At 46.3% G+C, this 19,987-nt stretch carries 15 protein-coding genes; 8 read left to right on the top strand and 7 right to left on the bottom strand.

Translation table 11 applies throughout. The annotated features are described in order from the left end of the window. The first annotated feature begins 29 nt into the window (after positions 1-29). The 3 genes from LG368_RS03445 to LG368_RS03435 are packed head-to-tail and all read left to right on the top strand — an operon-like array spanning position 30 to position 2,705. Complete coding sequence (locus LG368_RS03445) at positions 30-989, top strand: ABC transporter substrate-binding protein (RefSeq protein ID WP_226753334.1); 960 nt, start codon at positions 30-32, stop codon at positions 987-989. Positions 990-1,002: 13 nt separating this feature from the next. Next, the gene (locus LG368_RS03440) at positions 1,003-1,905 is read left to right on the top strand and encodes an ABC transporter permease (RefSeq protein WP_226753333.1); all 903 of its coding nucleotides are present in this window, start codon (positions 1,003-1,005) and stop codon (positions 1,903-1,905) included. Next, positions 1,902-2,705: an ABC transporter ATP-binding protein gene (locus LG368_RS03435; protein ID WP_226753332.1), complete on the top strand. Its 804-nt coding sequence runs from the start codon at positions 1,902-1,904 to the stop codon at positions 2,703-2,705. The genes LG368_RS03440 and LG368_RS03435 overlap by 4 nt, the downstream gene beginning before the upstream one ends. Before the next feature lie 173 nt (positions 2,706-2,878). Here the strand turns inward: LG368_RS03435 and LG368_RS03430 are convergent, their stop codons facing one another. The 5 genes from LG368_RS03430 to LG368_RS03410 form a co-directional block, all read right to left on the bottom strand. Then, positions 2,879-5,371 (bottom strand): heavy metal translocating P-type ATPase, encoded by a 2,493-nt coding sequence (locus tag LG368_RS03430; protein ID WP_226753331.1) that lies wholly within the window; start codon positions 5,369-5,371, stop codon positions 2,879-2,881. Positions 5,372-5,402: 31 nt separating this feature from the next. Next, positions 5,403-5,861 carry a MerR family transcriptional regulator gene (locus tag LG368_RS03425; RefSeq protein ID WP_226753330.1) on the bottom strand — a complete coding sequence of 153 codons (459 nt, stop codon included), beginning with the start codon at positions 5,859-5,861 and terminating at the stop codon, positions 5,403-5,405. 175 nt (positions 5,862-6,036) lie between these two features. Beyond that, a complete protein-coding gene (sbmA, locus tag LG368_RS03420) occupies positions 6,037-7,308 on the bottom strand; it encodes a peptide antibiotic transporter SbmA (protein ID WP_226753329.1) in 1,272 nt (423 codons plus the stop codon). Between the two features lie 170 nt (positions 7,309-7,478). After that, a complete protein-coding gene (locus tag LG368_RS03415) occupies positions 7,479-8,702 on the bottom strand; it encodes an aspartate aminotransferase family protein (RefSeq protein ID WP_226753328.1) in 1,224 nt (407 codons plus the stop codon). A 64-nt stretch (positions 8,703-8,766) separates the two neighbouring features. Continuing rightward, on the bottom strand, positions 8,767-13,584 hold the full coding sequence (locus LG368_RS03410) for an NAD-glutamate dehydrogenase (protein WP_226753327.1): 4,818 nt from the start codon (positions 13,582-13,584) through the stop codon (positions 8,767-8,769). 295 nt (positions 13,585-13,879) lie between these two features. On the opposite strand from LG368_RS03410, the gene LG368_RS03405 reads away from it, so the two are divergent. From LG368_RS03405 to LG368_RS03385, 5 genes are all read left to right on the top strand, one after another. Further along, positions 13,880-14,899 (top strand): GlxA family transcriptional regulator, encoded by a 1,020-nt coding sequence (locus LG368_RS03405; RefSeq protein ID WP_226753326.1) that lies wholly within the window; start codon positions 13,880-13,882, stop codon positions 14,897-14,899. A gap of 146 nt (positions 14,900-15,045) precedes the next feature. Further along, positions 15,046-15,813 carry an ABC transporter ATP-binding protein gene (locus LG368_RS03400; protein WP_226753325.1) on the top strand — a complete coding sequence of 256 codons (768 nt, stop codon included), beginning with the start codon at positions 15,046-15,048 and terminating at the stop codon, positions 15,811-15,813. Positions 15,814-15,952: 139 nt separating this feature from the next. Continuing rightward, positions 15,953-16,711 (top strand): transporter substrate-binding domain-containing protein, encoded by a 759-nt coding sequence (locus LG368_RS03395; protein ID WP_226753324.1) that lies wholly within the window; start codon positions 15,953-15,955, stop codon positions 16,709-16,711. A 114-nt stretch (positions 16,712-16,825) separates the two neighbouring features. Next, entirely contained in the window at positions 16,826-17,515 is a 690-nt protein-coding gene (locus LG368_RS03390) for an ABC transporter permease (RefSeq protein WP_226753323.1), read from the top strand. A gap of 3 nt (positions 17,516-17,518) precedes the next feature. Next, positions 17,519-18,229 (top strand): ABC transporter permease, encoded by a 711-nt coding sequence (locus LG368_RS03385; RefSeq protein WP_226753322.1) that lies wholly within the window; start codon positions 17,519-17,521, stop codon positions 18,227-18,229. Positions 18,230-18,363: 134 nt separating this feature from the next. Here the strand turns inward: LG368_RS03385 and LG368_RS03380 are convergent, their stop codons facing one another. Then, entirely contained in the window at positions 18,364-18,702 is a 339-nt protein-coding gene (locus LG368_RS03380; protein WP_226753321.1) for a P-II family nitrogen regulator, read from the bottom strand. 63 nt (positions 18,703-18,765) lie between these two features. Continuing rightward, positions 18,766-19,866 carry a uroporphyrinogen decarboxylase gene (hemE, locus tag LG368_RS03375; protein WP_226753320.1) on the bottom strand — a complete coding sequence of 367 codons (1,101 nt, stop codon included), beginning with the start codon at positions 19,864-19,866 and terminating at the stop codon, positions 18,766-18,768. Positions 19,867-19,987 lie beyond the last annotated feature (121 nt).

The raw sequence follows: 19,987 nt of genomic DNA, 5'->3' as shown, positions 1-19,987 counted from the left end.
TGATGCGTGTCCACTCTAAAGGATTCATTATGAAATTCAGTTCTGTCTTTAAAAGTGCGCTTGTAGCAAGCGCGATACTCGGTGGTATGGCACACGCTGAACCGGTTTACGTAGCAACAACGGCGATCGTTGAGCATCCTGCGCTTGATGCAGTGCGCGACGGTATCAAAGAAACCCTAAATGAAAATGGCTACAAGGGCGATGATCTGAAATTTACCTACGAAAGTGCACAAGGAAAGCCCGATATCGCCGCACAGATTGCGCGTAAAATGGTCGGTGACCAGCCTGATGTCATCGTTGCCATTGCTACGCCTTCAGCGCAAGCCGCAGTAACGGTCAGCAATACCATTCCTGTCGTGTTTTCGGCCGTCACAGACCCGCTGGGTGCTCGCCTCGTTCCAAGTCTAGAAAAGCCCGGTGGCAACGTCACCGGTTTGTCTGATATGGCGAATATTAAGGAGCATTTATCGCTTATCAAATCTTTTGTGCCAAATTTGAAAGCCGTTGGCGTACCTTATAATCCGGGTGAAGCCAATTCTGTTTCAATGTTAGCGCAATTGAAGATTGTCGCTGCTGAAATGGGCATTAAGATTGTTGAGTCTTCTGCTCCTAGAACCTCAGACGTGATGATCGCTGCTAAGCAATTGGTCGGCAAAGTTGATGCTATTTATACCCCTATTGATAACACCATTATCAGCGCCGTAGAGTCGGTTGTTAAAGTGGGTATTGATGCGCAAATCCCTGTATTTGCAGGGGACACTGACACCGTTGCACGGGGTGCCGTAGCTGCGATTGGTTACGATTACTTTGACCTTGGTCGTCAAACTGGGGAAATCGTTGTGCGTATCTTAAACGGTGAAAAAGCTGGTGATATTGATGTGAAAATGGCCAAAGGCACCAACTTGTTTGTGAACCCAAAAATGGCCAAACGCATGGGTGTTGACGTACCTGATGACGTACTCGCGCGAGCGACTCAGATAATCGAATAATAGGGTACTTACTTTGTCACTTTTTGCTTTTTTAGGAACACTGGAGATAGGCTTCATTTATGGCTTAGTGGCCATGGGGGTTTATCTTACCTTTCGAATACTGGATTTTCCTGACTTAACCGTAGACGGCAGTTTCACCTTGGGTGCTGCCGTGACCGCGACTTTAATTGTTTTGGGTTATAACCCTTATTTGTCGACCTTGTTAGGCACGTTAGCAGCGGCCAGTGCCGGAATTGTCACCGCTTGGCTAAATTTGCGCTTTAACATTTTGCATTTGTTAGCCAGTATTTTAACCATGACGGCGCTTTACACCATTAACCTTCGGGTAATGGGTAAGCCTAATGTGGCCTTGATTATGGAGCCGACCATGTTGACGCCTTTTGAGGCGTTTGGCATTCCTGCTATGTATATGAAGGTGATTTTTGTGGCCTTCTGTGCCGTCATTGGCGGGCTGCTGGTGGCTTGGTTCTTGAATACACAATACGGTTTGGCCATGCGTGCCGTGGGCTCTAATAAGCGTATGGCGCAGGCAAACGGCATTGTCGTGAACGAAAAAGTCTACGTGGGGTTGGCGCTATCTAATGGCTTGGTGGGGTTAGCCGGTGCCCTGTTTGCTCAGACTAATGGGTTTGCCGATTCCACCATGGGGATTGGTACGATAGTCGTCGGTTTAGCGGCGGTTATTATTGGCGAGTCTCTGTTCGCGACCCGTTCGATCCTCGTTATTGTGATGAGCTGTATTGTCGGTTCCATCCTGTATCGAGTGGCGGTGTCCATGGCGTTAAACGCAGACTTCTTAGGCTTCCAAGCGTCTGACTTGAACTTGTTGACTGCGGTGCTGGTGGCGCTCGCCTTGGTATTCCCTAAATTACGTCGTGAATGGAAGGCCAAAAAAGCGAAGGGAGAAAGAGTATGATTCGTTGTGAAAATCTACACGTCACCTTTAACCACGGCTTACCAACTGAAAAACTGGCGTTACGAGGTGTGGATTTAACCATTCCTAGTGGCGAGTTTGTTACCGTGATTGGCTCTAATGGGGCAGGTAAATCCACTTTACTGAACACCATTGCCGGTGACATCGAATCGACCCGTGGCAAGATTTTGTTTGCTGATCGTGATGTGACTCACTTACCTGCAACAGGGCGCACAAAAGACATTGCTCGTGTTTTTCAAGATCCGTTGGCGGGTACCTGTGGTAATTTGACCGTAGAAGAAAACATGGCGCTTGCCTATGGGCGGGGCAAAAGAGGCAGTTTGTCGTTTGCTTTAAACGATAACCTACGGAAAATTTTCAAAGAACAGTTAAGTCGTCTTAACCTTGGTCTTGAGAATCGTCTGAGTGCTGAAATGGGCTTATTGTCCGGTGGCCAACGCCAATCTGTTAGCTTGCTGATGTCAGCCCTTCAACCTAGCAGCATTCTGTTGTTGGATGAACACACTGCAGCGCTTGATCCTAAAACAGCGGCGCTCATTATGGACATCACGTCTCAGATTATCAAAGAGAAGCAACTGACGGTGATGATGGTAACGCACTCAATGCGTCAAGCGTTGGATCATGGTTCTCGAACCATCATGCTCCACGAAGGCAAAATCATTTTTGATTTGTCGGGTGATAAGCGTGCCGGCTACGATGTAAAAGACTTGTTACAACTGTTTGCTCAAGCCCGTAACGACGGTGAAGAGCTAGACGATGATAAGCTATTGTTAGGCGAATAAGCATGAACGCTTACGTTTATTGATCGTCGGTCATAACCATAAAGCCCACTCGATACTGTTGATTGAGTGGGCTTTTTTTAGGCTTCAAAGAAGGCTCATTTTCCCCAAAACCACCAAGCGATAAATGCAATAGCCAACAGGCCGATAAGATTGACGAGCATAGTGGCTCCTATTTATGAGGTTGTATTGCTTTTAGTTGTATTGCTTTTTGCTGGCTCATAAAGACGCAATCTGTTTGCATTCGTCACAACCGTAATGGAAGACAAGGACATGGCCGCCCCAGCAATAATAGGGCTGAGTAACCAACCTGTGATTGGGAAAAGGATGCCAGCGGCAATGGGAATACCCAACACGTTGTACATAAAGGCTCCCCAAAGATTTTGTTTGATGTTCTTAATGGTTGCACCACTGATGGCAATGACATCAGACACACCATGCAAGGAGCTGCGCATCAAGGTAATGTCTGCACTTTCAATGGCAACGTCTGTGCCGGTGCCGATCGCAAAGCCTACATCCGATTGTGCCAATGCGGGTGCGTCGTTAATGCCGTCTCCCACCATACCCACTACATGACCCTGCTGCTGAAACGTCTTGATCCAAGACAATTTGTCTTCGGGCATTAATTCCGCGTAAAACTCGTCCACTTGGGCTTCTTGGGCAACCGCGGTGGCCGTTGTAAGATTATCACCCGTTAGCATCACAACGCGTAAACCCTGTTGATGAAAGCGTTTGATGGCTTGTTTGGCGTCATCACGAATGGGGTCGCTGATACCAAATACGGCTTCGATGGTGTTGTTTCGTGCCAAGTAACTCACCGTGTTGGCGTCTTTCTCCCATTGTTTTGCCAAAGCGCTGACGGGCTGCATGTCCACTTTATTGTCACGCATTAACTTTTCATTACCCAGTAGCCAATGCGCTCCGTCACATGTTGCTTTGACTCCCATGCCGGTTAAAGACTCAAAGTCAGTGACAGAGGCGATTTGTTTGTCTTGCGAGCGGTGACGTTCAGCGTAAGAGGCTAAAGCCGTTGCCAGTGGGTGCGATGAGCCTTTTTCAAGGGATGCCGTCAGTGATAGGGCGGTTTCCTGATCGCCCAGTGCGTGGAAATGCGTTACGGTCGGTTTGCCTTGGGTGATGGTGCCTGTTTTGTCCAATACGATAACGTCTAGATTACTGGCGTTTTGCAGTGCATCGCCATGACGAATAAGGCCCCCAAATTGAGCCGCTTTGCCGATTCCTATCATGGTTGAAATAGGTGTCGCTAACCCCAGCGCACAAGGGCAGGCAATGATAAGCACAGAAGTGGCCGTGACCAACATGTACACTAAAGTCGGCTCAGGCCCTAGGTTGTACCAAAGCAAGGCAGTAAGAACCGACAGAATCATCACGCATGGAACAAAAATAGACGACACCTTATCCGCAAGATGGCTGATAGGGGGCTTAGAGTTCTGCGCACTGGATACCATCGCAATGATATGTGCCAACGCAGTTTCATTGCCTACTTTCTGAGCTTTTATGATCAAGCTGCCTTGGCCATTGATGGTGCCGGCTGATAGCGTGTCACCTGATACCTTTTCGATGGGCAAGGGTTCGCCTGTTAGCATGGATTCGTCTAGTGTGCTTTGGCCTTCTAAAATAAGACCGTCCACGGGAATTTTTTCACCGGCGCGTACACGGATATGATCGCCCACTTGAATGTCGTCTGTGCTGATCGTGTGTTCTTGCCCTGATCGAATCACCACAGCCGTTTTCACCTTTAAATCCAGCAAACGGCGTATTGACTGTGAGGTTTCTCCTCTGGCTTTTAGCTCCAGTGCTTGCCCCAAATTGATCAAACCTATGATCATGACCGAGGCTTCAAAATACAGGTGTCTTGCACTCTCTGGCAAAGCGTTAGGAGCCAATACCACTACCATCGAATAAAGCCAAGCGGTGCCCGTACCTAATGCAATAAGGGTATCCATATTGGCATTTCGATTTACAAAAGCGTTCAGTGCACCTGAGAAAAAGTGCTTACCCGCTGTCCACATAATGACGAAAGTGACGATGCCGACCAGTAGCCATGCCAACTGGGTGGGAAGGGTTTCTACTGTCATGGCGCCCCCTAGCAAGCCATACAGCATGAGGGGAGCACCTAATCCCAATCCGAGAAAACTCTGGCGCATCTTCTGGCGGTATTCTTTTGCTTCAGTATGGAGGCGGTCTGTCTCGGCGGTGCTTTCATCGACAATCTCTTTTGCGTCGTAGCCTGCCGCTTGAATAGCCTTGATTAAACGTTCTACCGATTGAGTAGAGACAACGGTCGCGGTGCGATTGGCAAAGTTAACTGTGATAGAGGCGACTTCGGGCAGTGCCAAAACGGCACGTTCAACACTGTTTACACAGCTTGCACAGGTAATACCAGACAGCGCCAACTGTACTTTTTTTGCCGAGGGCAAAGGCGTATTTTGGTGAGATTGTGCTTTACCAGGATCACTTTGCGGTGTGTTGTTCTTTGGCTTTTCTTCTGGAAATGCTTGGTAACCTGCTTCGACGATCCGTTTAATCACCTCTTGCTGAGTAAGCGTGGTGGAAAACTGAGCAAAGTCTTTTTTGTCATTGACGGTAATATCGATTGTCGGATCTTGCTCTTGAAGTGCCTCTGTAACCTTTTTGACGCACTTCATGCAGTTCAAGCCTGAAAGCCCTAAAGAGAAATTATTTTTCTTCATCTTGGTGTCTGTCGTCCTCTTTTGCTGGTGAGACAGTATTTTGACCTGACCAGTCTTCTATTAAACAGCAGATTTCTTGGCCATTGGGTACTGTATCTTCCTTATCTGCCCAATCGGATAAAGTAGTTTTCATCATACTCAAATGGGCTGTTAAGCTGACAATTTTTTGTTCGGTCTCGACGATCTTATGGCGAAGCATTTGGCGAACTTGAGGGCAGGGTGATTTACCTTGTTCAGAAGACTGCATAATGTCTTGTACTTCTTTTAGGCTAAAGCCGATCGCTGTGGCATGAGTAATAAAAGTCAGGTGTGTGACAGCCGTTTGATCATAAACTCGATAACCATTACTTGGCTGCTTCACCGCTTTCAGCAAGCCTTGTCGCGTATAAAAACGTACGGTTTCAGGCGTGACCCCGACCAATTTTGCTAACTCAGACGTGAACATACACTGACCTTCCCATTCAATCTGTTTTTTTGATGGCAGTATTGTAAAACCTATTTGTAACACATAGGTCAAGGCAGAGAAGTAAGATTAGGCAGGAAAGACATTGGTCTCTTTGTGGCCTAATACCCCTTGATATGGATAGGGGTATTAGGCGTTGATGAGGGAAAAGTCGGTATTATTCGACTCTTTCTACAGATAGGCCGGCCGCATTGTTTTCGTCAATAGCCAGCTCAAAGGCTTTTAAACGCTTGTAAATGGACAGTAGCTCGACCAGGGTCGTCCAAGAGTTAATCAAATATTGAAAGGAGTTTTCCACTTGATTGAAGGCGTTCATAATTCGCTGCATGACGCCCAAAGTGAAAGCGCCAGCGATAATGGAAGGCGCTAGGACAATCAAGGGCACGAATTGACCGACGTTCAAATAGCCATAACGCACTACGTTGAAGTACAGGTAATTGGCGTACAGGCGGAAGTAATTTTTACGAACATTGCTAAATAACTCTTCTAACGTCATGGGGCTGGCGCGGTCGGCGTGATCTTCACCATACACCAGTTCTTTACGATACGCCGCTTCTACTCGCTGGTTTTTGAATTCCAGTCCGGGCAACTTGATGCCAGCCAGCGCCAATAATAAGGTACCAAAAATAGACCACATGATAGCGGTGAAAACGAGCGCTTGAGGGACTTCACCAATTAAGGGTAGCTCTTTAACGTAACCGGACAAGCCCCATAAAATCGGTAAGAAAGCGATCAGTGTCATAATGGAACGTAAGAAACTCACCCCTAGACCTTCCACAATTGAGGCAAAGCGCATGGTGTCTTCTTGGATACGTTGGGACGCCCCTTCGATATGGCGTACCTGATGCCATTTTGAGGTGTAATAGCTGGTCATAGCGGTGCGCCAGCGGAACACATAGTGACTGATAAAAAAGTTACTGAGCACAGATACAGTAATGGCCACCATGATGATGACCGCCACGGTGGACAATTGCGCGTAATAATCCACCAACGGGATGCTGTTAGGCTCGGCAAGGGCTTTCTGAATAAGGTCGTAAAAAGTACCATACCACTCATTAAGCATGACGCTCACTTGCACCTGAAACCAGGTGATAAAGACAATAAGCGCAGAACCCAATACCGACCATTTGGCCCATTTTTGGCCACCATAAAGGATCCAGCTGCCAACAAACAACAGGTAACACAACGCCATGTATTGATAAAGCCAGACATCCAGTGCCGTGTCTTGAGCGCTTTGAAACGCCGTCATCGCCGCCGCATCAGCGCCTTCCGCTAATGCTTCAGGAAAGGTAACACCAAACCAAGACCCGAGACTGAGCATTGCTCCTAAGTCTTGAAGAAAAAAGTACCAGCTCAATACACAAGCGATGGCCCATAAGGCAAAACTGAGAAAAAATAATTTGGGTTTTGGAAAGAAAGATTGAAACACAGTGTCGTTTCTCTTTATCGGTTGGTGGAAGGAGGAAGGCGTAAAATAATGCCTCACAGCAGCTTAAACCAGTCATCTGATAATCACAATCAATGCCCGTTTAAGGAATCTGAAAAAAAGACATAAAAAAATCGAGCCGAGGCTCGATTTTTTAAACACAATGTGTCGATTTACGCAACAGGGTGGTTTGCGACCACGGTGGCAATGGCTTTCTCAAGGCGAGCAAGACCGTCGGCAATGTCTTCATCGGTAATGATCAGCGACGGTGCCAAACGCAACACATTTGGACCCGCAACCAGAACAAATACCCCTTCTTCTGCACCCGCTTTGATGATTTCACCGGCCTTACCAGCCAGTTGATCAACCACTTCAGCCCCCATCAATAGACCCATGCCACGAATGTCTTTAAAGACGTGGTATTTGTCGTTAATGGCGGTAAGCCCAGCAACAAAAAGATCATGGCGATGTTGAACACCACCTAATACTTCTGGCGTATCTACGATATCAAGCACCGCCTCTGCCACGGCACAGGCCATTGGGTTACCACCGTAAGTGCTACCATGCGTTCCAACTGCCAAGCTTTTTGCCGCCTCTTCTGTCGCCAGCATGGCTGCAACAGGAAAGCCGTTACCCAGTGCTTTTGCCGTTGTCAGTATGTCAGGCTTAATGCCAAGTTGTTCGTGAGCAAACAAGGTCCCCGTTCGTCCCACACCGGACTGCACTTCGTCACACACTAACAAAGCGTTGTGTTGGTCGCACAGTGCACGAACTTGCTGGGCAAATTCTATATCGCCAGGAATAACGCCACCTTCCCCTTGAATCGGTTCTATTACAACAGCACAGGTTTTGTCGCTGATAATGGCTTTTAACTGCTCAATATCGTTGTAATCACAATGTTTGATACCGCCCGGAGTCGGCTCAAAGCCTTCTTTGTATTTGGCTTGCCCCCCTACAGAAACGGTGAACAAGGTACGACCATGGAAGGATTTGTTAAACGCGATAATTTCATGCTTTTCAGGACCAAAGTGATCAAACGCATAACGACGAGCCAGTTTAAATGCCGCTTCGTTGGCCTCGGCACCACTGTTCGCAAAAAAGACGCGGTCAGCAAAGGTTTTTTCCGTTAATTTTTTTGCCAATCGCAACGCTGGCTCATTGGTCATCACATTGGATAAATGCCAAAGTTGCCCTGCTTGCTCACGCATAACATTGACCAGCGTTGGGTGACAATGCCCTAAGCCAGTCACCGCGATGCCGCCAGCAAAATCAACATACTCTTTGCCTTCTTTGTCCCATACGCGAGAACCTTCGCCGCGCACTGGAATAATGGCAGAAGGTGCATAGTTAGGAACCATCACCTCATCGAACGTTGCTCTCGTTACTTGTAGTGTCACTTTATGTTCCTCTTGAAACAGACCTCTTGAAAATAAGGTGGCCGATGCAACGGCCACCTTCCGGTTATATCAGATTTCTTAACTCACGAATAGCAACAGTCACCATCGCCAGCGTTAATTCGCTTTCGGTTTTAATCTCTTTAAAAGTCGAGCGGTAATGCTGGATATTATTACTGTTGGATTCGCGCCAATGGGTCAAGCGAGCGTCCAGTTCTTTAATGTCTGTACTGGCCTGAATGACTTCTTGGGTGAGAGTACGCAAGCTGTTATCAATTTCATCGCCAAGACCGGCTTTGGCACGACGTTGCCACATATCATCTGCAGCAAGATCGCCGACTTTATGACGCAACCAATGCAATTCCAGATCCATTTCGAGGGCAAAATACGTTTGCGCCACGTCCAACACCTCGGTGTCGGTGTTGCTGGCAACACGAATAATATCCAAACCGTAGAATAGATAATGCAATGAGGACAATGCATTCGCCAGGTCCGTTGGGATATGGTGTTCGGTGAGCTCAGTGGCAATATCCGCCAAGTGTGTTTGGCTGGATTCCGTCAAAATCGCTTGCATATTGGCTTTAATGACTTCGATACCAGGTTTGTACGTATCTTTTAGGCGCTGAATGGACAAGGTGTCTCGTGTATTGCGTAGTAGCCACAATGTAGCACGCTCAACAAGTGCTTGAAGGCGTGTTAGCAGCCCATTCAATACCGTATTTGAGACCGTGAAGTCTAATTCATTGATGGCGTCCCACAGAGCCGGAATACCAAAGATATCCTCGGCCGCCATGTAAGCACGCACAACATTGAGCGCAGACGCCCCTGTTTCACCTTGCATGTAAGTGGTGAAAGTCGACCCCATACGGTTACCAAGGTTGTTGGTCACATGGCCGGCAATGATTTCTTGAATCAAGGGGTGGAAGGCCATTTGATCGCCAAAGTGCTTCGTCAATTGCGTTGGGAAGTACTCATTAATCTGTGTGGTAAGGTCCGCGTCTTCACCAATACCATCTTCGACCAGCTGTTCGGATAGCTTGATTTTAGAGTAGGCCAACAGAACAGAGATTTCAGGGCGAGTAAGACCTTGTCCCTTGTTCAAACGTTTTTTGATCTGCACATCGCTGGGTAAGTATTCAATCTCACGGTTTAAGCGACCTTCGCGTACCAAGGATTGAATCAGACGCCAGTGATCGGTTAAGCGCTGGGGTGCTTGAGCGTTTTCCAAAGACAAAACATGACTTTGTCCCAAGTTGTGATCCAACACCAAGTGGCCAACTTCATTGGTCATATCAGCCAATAGATTGTTACGTTGCTTCTCGGTTAAATCGCCATTCTCTACCACACGGTTAAGCAGAATTTTGATGTTTACTTCGTGGTCAGAGCTGTCTACACCGGCCGAATTATCAATGGCGTCGGTGCTGATTAAACCGCCTTTTTGAGCAAACTCAATACGACCCAGCTGGGTTAAACCAAGGTTGCCGCCTTCGCCGACAATTTTGCAACGCAGTTCTTTGCCGTTGACGCGTAGGCCATTGTTGGCACTGTCGCCCACATCCGCATGAGATTCGCCTTCAGACTTAACGTAAGTGCCAATACCACCGTTCCACAATAGGTCTACCGGGGCTTTTAGAATCGCGTTAATCAGGTCCGTTGGAGCCATTGATTTGGTGTTGCCTTCAATGCCTAACGCTTTACGAATGTCGGCGTTGATTGGAATGGACTTAGCAGCGCGATTAAAAATACCACCGCCTTTTGAAATCAATTCTTTGTTGTAGTCTTCCCAAGAAGAGCGCGGCAGTTTGAACATGCGCTCACGTTCTACGAAAGCACTTTCGGCGTCTGGCGTTGGGTCGATAAAGATGTGCATGTGGTTAAAGGCAGCCACCAAGCGCGTGTGTCTGGAGAGCAACATGCCGTTCCCAAATACATCACCGGCCATGTCGCCGATACCGACAGTGGTAAAGTCTTTCGTTTGGCAATCGATGCCGATTTCTTTAAATTGGCGTTTCACCGATTCCCAAGCACCGCGTGCGGTAATGCCCATTTTCTTATGGTCATAGCCGTTGGAGCCACCAGAGGCAAAGGCATCATGGAGCCAGAAACCGTATTTTGCTGAAATGCTGTTGGCCAAGTCAGAGAAGGTTGCGGTGCCTTTGTCGGCGGCAACCACCAAATAAGGGTCGTCTTCGTCGTAACGTAAAACAGACGAAGGCGGTACGATTTCGTTTTGCACCAAATTGTCGGTAATGTCGAGCAAACCACTAATAAACGTGGTGTAACAATAGATCACTTCCGCTTGAACTTCTTCACGAGAAGCATTCTTTTTCAGTTGCTTCGCCACAAAGCCGCCTTTCGCACCAGAAGGAACGATAACAGCGTTTTTCACCATTTGTGCTTTGACCAAGCCCAGTACTTCGGTACGGAAATCTTCCATACGATCCGACCAACGGAGACCACCACGGGCGACTTTACCACCGCGCATGTGAACCCCTTCGACCCAAGGTGCATAGACGAAAATCTCAAATTTTGGTCGCGGTAGCGGCACCGCCGGAATCAAAGAGGGGTCAAGTTTAAAGGACACATAATCTTTGATGTTGCCTTCTGCGTTCGCCTGGTAGAAGTTGGTGCGCAACATAGCTTGAATCACCGACAAGTAGTGTTTCAAAATGCGGTCTTCATCTAGGTTGGCAACTTGATCCAGTTCTGCCTCGATTTTATCCAGAATTTTTTGTACTTTTTCATCGCGTTTCGCCTCTTGAGAAGGGTCAAAACGTTGCTCAAATAATTGCACTAATAGACGGGCAATGCCGGCATTTTTCTCTAGCGTCTGTTGCATGTATGACAAAGAAAAAGGCACCTGCAGTTGCATCAAGTACTTGGTTAAGGCACGCAACATGGTGATTTCTCGCCACGTTAAAGACGCATTTAAGACCAAGGCATTGAAGCGGTCGTTTTCAATTCGGCGACTGAACACTTGGCTGAAGGCATCCTGGAAAGCTTCCCGTTGCGAGCTTTTCTCTAGATTCACATCCGCATCGACACTGATAGAGAATTCCACCACCCAGGTGTTTGCTTTGCCATCACCGTTTTGGTCTAGCTCATAAGGTCGTGCTTCTAGGACACGCAAGCCCATGCATTCTAAAATAGGCAATACATCCGATAAGATCAGCGTGGTGTCGTTGCCATAGACTTTGAAGAAATAGTTGTTTTTAGCTTGTCCCATTTGACGGTAGATGTGAGTCGAAATATCGCCTTCACCGTTGAGTAGACTTAAGCGTTCAATATCGATAACCGCCGCATTTGGGGAGAAATCTTCACGGTACGCTGCGGGCAGATAAGGCGCGTAGTTGTGGTACAAGGCGTTGCCTTTTTCTTCACCATGACTTTTGTGCAATGCGTGCAACAGCTTATCTTCCCATGAATTCATTGCATCTTGCATCTTGCGTTGAATGTCATCGCCATCAATGGTGGGGCTGTGTTTTGGATCGGCGATTTGAATGGTGAAATTCACCCGAGCCAATACCAGTTGCGAAAATTGCACATTGAATTCAGAGCTGGTGCCATTGCAGGCCGTCATCAAGATGTCTTGCATTTTAACGCGCAATTCCGTGTTGTAACGGTCGCGCGGCACATAGACTAAGGCATTTAAGAAGCGACCATAGATGTCTTTGCGTAAGAAAACACGCAATTGACGGCGCTCTTGAATGGCAAGAATGCTTTCTATGGTGCCAAACAGATCCTCGACGGGGGCTTGTAGCATCTCGTCTCTTGGGTAGCTGTTTAGAATGTGTTTTAGATTTTTACCTTTATGGCTGTTCGGGTCGACATTCGCACGATCGACAATGATGTCGAGTTTCTTACGCAACAATGGAATGTCTTGCAAGCGGGCGATGTACGCCGTAGACGAATACAGGCCGAAGAAACGCCATTCTCCGATGACCTTGCCATGTTCATCGCAACGTTTAATGCCCAAGTAATCTAGGTGAACAGGACGATGGATGGTAGAAACCGCGGTTGATTTGGTTAGGATAAGCACATTACTGTTATCCACAGCCATTCTCGCTAGATTGTCGTCTAAGACAATGTCGCGTTTGACTTTTTTATCGTTTAAATCACGGAAAGTGCCTAAGCCAGAGCCCTCGACCAGTTTTAAATGGGTTTCGTCTCCTTCAATGGACAAGTCATAAGAGCGGAAACCGATAAAGGTAAAGTGGTCATCTGCGACCCAACGTAAAAAGTCTAATGTCTCTTTATGATGTTCATTGTCTTTTAAGTGAGGTAATTTTTTCGATTCGTTGATGATGTTGTTCAACGTGTCTTTCATCGCCGGCCAATCGGCCACGGTTTTCTTGATATCGACTAAACTTACTAGTAATTCTTCTTTGATGTTCTCAAGTAATGTCAGATCAGATAGGCGATCAATTTCAAAGCGCATTAGGGCTTCGTGAGATTTAGACGCCGTGTTAATGCCTTTTAGTTCGCCGTTTGCGTTGCGATCAACCGGTATGACAGGGTGTGATGTCATATGGATGGTGTAGCCAAGACGTACAAGCGCCATATTGAAAGAAGACACAAGGAACGGCACGTCGTCGGTTAGGATCTCGATGACGGTATGAGTGGATTGCCAGCTGTGTTCTTCGTAGTTTGGATTATAAACGCGTATTTTGGCCTGATCAGTAGGACGCTGTTGTAAAAAGTCCCATAGGCAAACAATGGTGCCGTAAAGGTTTTCAATGGATTCATTAATGAGGTCTTCTGTTAAAGAATCCTGAAAGTAAAGCTTGGCGAGTTGAACGAGATTGTTGGCTTCGTCAGCGTGGAAGTTTTCATGTATTTCTACGGCAACGCGTTCGATTAATTCGTTTTTTTTGTGATCAGTCATTAGAACCCTTCCTTTTGAATGATGTTCTTAATAAAACTCTGAAAAATGCCATGTTCAGAAAAAGTCTTCGCTACGAGCAAGTGTTACGATTATTATTAAAAATCGACTACTTTAATAGGTATTAACTTTTCCAATTGCGACATATTGTTGTCATGCTTGGTTGATTCAGTTAAAAAAGTCTTGCTCAAGATGAAAAAAACCTTTGTTATCCATTTTAAACGAAATAAACCGCTTTTTTGCCCATAGTTCACAGGACAATATTTTGTACAAGACCGAATTCGCATCAAGAGAAATCATGCAGGCAAGCAAAAAGCCACAGAAATATGGTTTTTTACTCTTACCTCATTATTCTATGCTGAGTTTTTCATCGGCGATTGAAACCCTTCATATGGCCAACTGGGTCGCAGGAAAAAGTCTCTATTCCTTCTGCACAATCAGTCATGAAAAACGCGAAACCCCCTCTAATACAGGGGTTAAGACGGTTTCAGATTATCTAACAAATGAGGTTCCGAGTGATTTAGACGCTATTTTTGTCTGTGGGGCGTCTTCGATACTCAAAAACGAAAGTCAGACTTTAGAAATTTGGTTGCAAAAACAAGCCAAACGACAGATTGAACTGGGAGGAATTTGTACAGGAAGTTATTTGTTAGCAAAGGCAGGGGTGTTAGACGGCTACCGTGCCACGATTCACTGGCGCAGTTTAGGCAATCTGCGGGATGAGTTTTTACAAACTGTGGTGTCCAACCACCTTTTTGAAGTCGATCGAGACCGTTACACCTGCAGTGGGGGTACAGCGGCAATGGACATGATGTTGTTTTTAATTGGTAAGCAACACGGTATGACACTGGCCAGCACCATTTCTGAGCAATTTGTCTGTGAACGTATTCGCACCCATGAAGATCCACAACGCATTCCTTTGCAAGCGCGTATTGGCACTGGACAGCCGAAGCTCATCGACGCTGTGCAGTTGATGGAGGCCAATATTCAAGAGCCCTTATCTTCTGATGACATTGCCCATCATGTAGGCGTATCTCGGCGTCATTTAGAGCGCCTATTCAAAAGCAACCTAGACACGGTGCCATCGCGTTATTATCTGGAATTACGCTTGCAACACGCCAAGCAGTTGATCATTCAGACAGACAAAGCCATTACTGAGATTGGCAGTGACTGCGGTTTTGGCTCTGCTCCTCATTTTAGTACGACGTATAAAGGCTTTTTTGGTGTGACGCCAAGAGAAGAACGTACAAAAATGCATTCAAATAGTGCGGCGCCTGTCCAAACGGACAAGAAAAAGAGGCGACTCTGGAAAAAGTGATTTAAAATACCCAGTAAAATTGGGTTGGCGTGATTTTTGTATCGTGTTTTTGGTGTTTTCTTAATGAAATGGCACCGTTTTCATTGATACTCTTAGGTGTATGCCATTCAATAATAATCGTGATTCAAATAGAAAAGGTGGAAAGCATGTCGAAAGCCCCAGCGTTAGAACTTATCGATATTCACAAAACATTTGGTGATGTCGAAGTGTTAAAGGGGATTTCCCTAAAAGCCTACGATGGTGACGTTATTTCCATTCTTGGTTCCAGTGGTTCAGGCAAAAGTACGTTTCTGCGTTGTGTGAATTTACTGGAAAACCCAACCCGCGGTGACATAGTCTTCAATGGTAATAAGCTGGATCTGATTAAGGGTGAGACAGATTTAGTGGCCAGTAATATGAAGCAGTTAACGCAAATGCGACAGCAGATAGGCTTTGTGTTTCAAAGCTTCAACTTATGGCCACACATGACCATTTTACAGAATGTCATGGAAGGACCGCTCCATGTATTGAAGCGTCCTAAGCATGAAGTCGCAGAGTACGCGGAACATTTGCTGCGCAAGGTGGGGATCGCTGAGAAAAAAGACATGTACCCGAATCAGTTATCGGGCGGACAACAGCAACGTGTTGCCATTGCTCGAACACTGGCGATGGACCCGCAAGTTATCTTGTTTGATGAGCCCACTTCAGCTTTAGATCCAGAGTTGGTGGGGGAAGTGCTGGGTGTGATGCGCAACCTTGCTGAAGAAGGGCGCACCATGTTGATCGTCACCCATGAAATGAATTTTGCCCGAGAAGTGTCCAGTGAAGTCGTGTTTTTGCATCAAGGCGTAGTAGAGGAAAAGGGCACACCCGATCAAGTCTTTGGCGCACCCAAATCAGAGCGTTGTAAGGCGTTTATATCCAGTGTGTTTTAAAGGTAACGGCATCCTTATCGGTGTCCGTAAAAGCAATTTTTGAAAACAATGGATGTAAGAAGGTGTATAACAGGGATGTGTTTAGAAAGTGTATAAAAGCAAAAATCAGAAAATGAGCAAATATACCAAGGGGAAAACAATGAAATTAAAAAAACTTGCACTAGGGTCGGCTCTGTTGTTAACAGCGGCTTTGTCCACAGTCACGGCTCAAGCGGCAGACAAGGTTCGTTTCGCAACAGAAGGGGCTTGGGCGCCATTTAACTTTATTGACTCAGCCGGTAATCCACAGGGCTTTGACGTCGATATCGCGCGCGCTTTGTGTGCCAAGATGGCTTCTGACTGTGAAATCGTGACTCAGGATTGGGACGGTCTTATTCCAGGCCTAAAAGTACGTAAATTTGATGCCATTATTGCGTCCATGTCGATCACTGAAGATCGCCTAAAAGTGGTTGATTTCACAAACAAATATTACTCTGGCGGGTTGCGTTTTATGGGCCGTACAGGAGAAAAATTTGACCTAACGGATCTTGAAGGCAAAACCATTGGTGCACAACGTGCCACACTGGGTGCTCAGTATCTAGAGGACAACTTCGAAGGCAAAGCAGATCTAAAATTCTATGACAACCAAGACAACGTGTACCTGGATCTTGTGTCTGGTCGCTTAGACATCGTATTGTCTGATGAACTGCCGACTTATAACTGGTTAAAAACCTCTGAAGACGGTGACAAGTTTGAATTCAAAGGTGATGCCTTCATGAAAACAGACAACATTGCCATTGCGATCCGTAAAGGCGATAAGAAGTTAGAAGACAAATTGAACAAAGCCTTAGCTGAAATCCTGGCTAACGGTACTTACCAAAAAATCAATGCTAAGTACTTCCCGTTCTCTATCTACTAAGCCAATCTGACGATAAATCGGCGTAACGAACGCTGATTTATCGGTCATTGTTTCTACAAGTTTCTCGGTGTTGTCATCGAGAAACTGACTTTAAGCTTACTCTGAGAAAACACTATGATTGATCTTCATGGATTCGGTGATCAGCTGCTACAAGGTGCGGTTGTCACTTTAGAGCTAGCGCTGTCGTCACTGTTTGTCGGTTTGATTTTGGGACTATTAGGTGCATCGGCCAAATTGTCCTCCGTAAAGGTTTTTCGATGGATTGCTCATGGCTATACAACGATTATTCGTGGTATTCCAGAATTGTTAACCGTCTTGATTATTTATTTTGGCGCGACCAGCGTCTTAATGTCGATTGCAGGCTTGTTTGGCTACGATGAATACATCGAAGTGGGGGCTTTTGCCGCCGGTGTGACGGCATTGGGGTTAACGTTTGGCGCTTACGCGACGGAAGTTTTCCGTGGTGCATTGCAGTCTATTCCTAAAGGGCAGCATGAAGCCGCTATTGCTTTAGGTATGGGGCCTGTCCGAAAGTTTTATCGTATTATTTTGCCGCAGGTATGGCGGATTGCTCTGCCCGGGCTAGGGAATTTGTTTTTAGTCTTGCTTAAAGACACCGCGTTGGTATCGGTTGTTGGGTTGGATGACATTATGCGCAAGGCCAATATTGCGGTGAGCAGCACCAAAGAGGCGTTTTTGTTTTATTTAGTGGCGGCCTTTATGTATTTGGCGTTAACCATTATCTCAATGGCGTTCGTTTCTTATATGGAAAAACGCGCTAGCCGTGGTTTAACTAGGGGATAATGTATGGATTTTTCAGTCGTTGTTGAGTATTTCCCCAAGTTATTAGAAGGGGCTTGGGTCAGTTTGCAGTTGGTTGCTATTTCAATTGTGCTGGGTGGTATTTTTGCTTTACCCATCGCCTTGGCTAGAATTTCACCTGTGGGTTGGATTAAAGCCATCCCATTTGCCTATATCTTCTTTTTTCGTGGTACGCCACTTTTGGTGCAAATCTTTCTGGTGTACTACGGTGCGTCGCAGTTCGATGCTGTACGGGAAAGCGTGTTATGGCCCATATTAAAAGAGCCCTTTTGGTGTGCCATTATTGCTTTTACTTTGAATACTTCCGCTTACACGGCCGAGATTTTTCGTGGCGCGATTCAGGCGATTCCTCAAGGGGAAGTTGAAGCCTGTAAAGTCATCGGCATGACAAAATTTCAAATGTACCGTCGTGTCTTATTACCCCGTGCCTTTGGTATTGTGTTGCCTGCGTACGGTAATGAGATCATCTTGATGTTAAAGGGCAGTGCGTTAGCGAGTACCATTACGATTTTAGATTTGACGGGCATGTCGAGAACCATCATTGCTAGAACCTACACGCCGATGGAGATTTTTCTGGCAGCAGGGGGAATCTATTTGGTGATTAGCATTGTGATTATTGCGATTTTCCGACAAATTGAATTACGACAAAACCGTTACCTAGGTACCTTGTCGATCAAGGTGCCTGATAAGGGATGAAGCACTGTTTGAGGGGTGAACCTCTCTAAGTGAGTAAGCGCTGTGTCACAAGCGTATAAAAAAAGAGGTCAAGGAATAAACCTTGACCTCTTTTTTTTGACTGGACTTGTTTAACGCTGGGTGACAAGCCGTCTTTAAATGGCTTCAGCGCCTGTTTCACCGGTACGAATACGGATGATTTGCTCAATAGCCGTCACAAAAATCTTACCATCACCAATTTTGCCGGTATTGGCACTGCTCTGAATGGCTTCAATAGCGCGTTCTACTTGGTCCGTTTCAACGGCTAATTCAAGCTTCACTTTAGGCAAAAAGTCCACAACGTATTCAGCGCCACGGTATAACTCAGTGTGACCTCGTTGACGACCGAACCCTTTTACTTCTGTAACGGTAATGCCGCTAATGCCAATTTCAGAAAGGGCTTCACGCACTTCGTCTAATTTAAAGGGCTTAACAATGGCCGTAATTAATTTCATCTTTTCTCTCCATACCAATTAAGTGTTATTTAATGTAAAAATACCACTCTATTGACAAAGAGGCTACAGGCCATTCAATTCATCGAGATCATCAAATTGGGTCTCGTGGTACTTTTGCCCCAATTCGTGTACTGCGTCGATCAAGTATTTTGGATGATCCGGATTTACAAATTGATGGATACCATGACCTAGGTTGAATACATGACCGGTGCCATGACCAAAGCCCGATAACACGTTTTCCACTTCGCGCTCAATGACCTCTTTGCCTGCGTACAACACACAAGGGTCAATATTGCCTTGTAAAGCAACGTTGTCGCCAACGCGAGCACGCGCTTCAGCAATGTCTGTTGTCCAATCAAGGCCCAGTGCATCAGGCCCTGTTGCGGCCATATTTTCCAGCCATTGGCCGCCATTTTTCGTGAATAAGATAACAGGGATTTTTCTACCTTCGTGTTCACGAATTAAGCCGTCGAGGATTTGCTTCATGTACATCAAAGAGAACTGCTGATACATAGGGCCACTTAATACCCCGCCCCAAGTATCAAAAATTTGTAACGCTTGTGCGCCAGCCAATATCTGACCGTTTAGGTAGGCGGTCACCGATTGAGCGAGTTTATCCAACAAGGCGTGCAAGGTTTCCGGAGACTGATACATCATGGCTTTGATATGACGAAAGTCTTTACTTGAACCGCCTTCGACCATGTAGGTGGCTAACGTCCAAGGGCTACCAGAGAAGCCAATCAGTGGCACGTCGCCATTGAGTGCGTGACGAATAGTGGTGACGGCCTTCATGACGTAATCAAGGTCGTTAGCACTGATGACGGGAATGGCGTCGACATCGGCTTGGTTACGTACTGTGTGCTTGAATTTTGGGCCTTCGCCCGTTTCAAAATACAGCCCCAGTCCCATTGCATCGGGAATGGTTAATATGTCGGAAAATAAAATCGCCGCGTCTAAGTCATAGCGTTTGAGTGGCTGTAACGTGACTTCACAAGCAAACGCATCATTTTTGCAAAGGCTTAAAAAGTCTCCTGCGGTGGCGCGGCTTGCACGGTACTCTGGCAAGTAGCGTCCTGCCTGTCTCATCATCCATACAGGGGTGGTATCAACAGGCTGTTTGAGTAATGCGCGCAAAAAGCGGTCATTTTTTAGCTCAGGAAACATTAGGACTCTCCGATGTGAATTTCAGTGGGGCGCATTTTACCTAAGTTACTCAGGAAAGGCAGAGTGAATAAGTTTAGTTTATGAGAAGCAGACTGAAAAGGCGAATAACATTGATCTATGG

The sequence above is a fragment of the Marinomonas algarum genome, assembly GCF_020532605.1.
In the GTDB taxonomy this organism is placed as follows: Bacteria; Pseudomonadota; Gammaproteobacteria; order Pseudomonadales; family Marinomonadaceae; genus Marinomonas; species Marinomonas algarum.
Note: the sequence above shows the minus strand (reverse complement) of the source record. Positions and strands in the feature narration are given on the sequence as shown.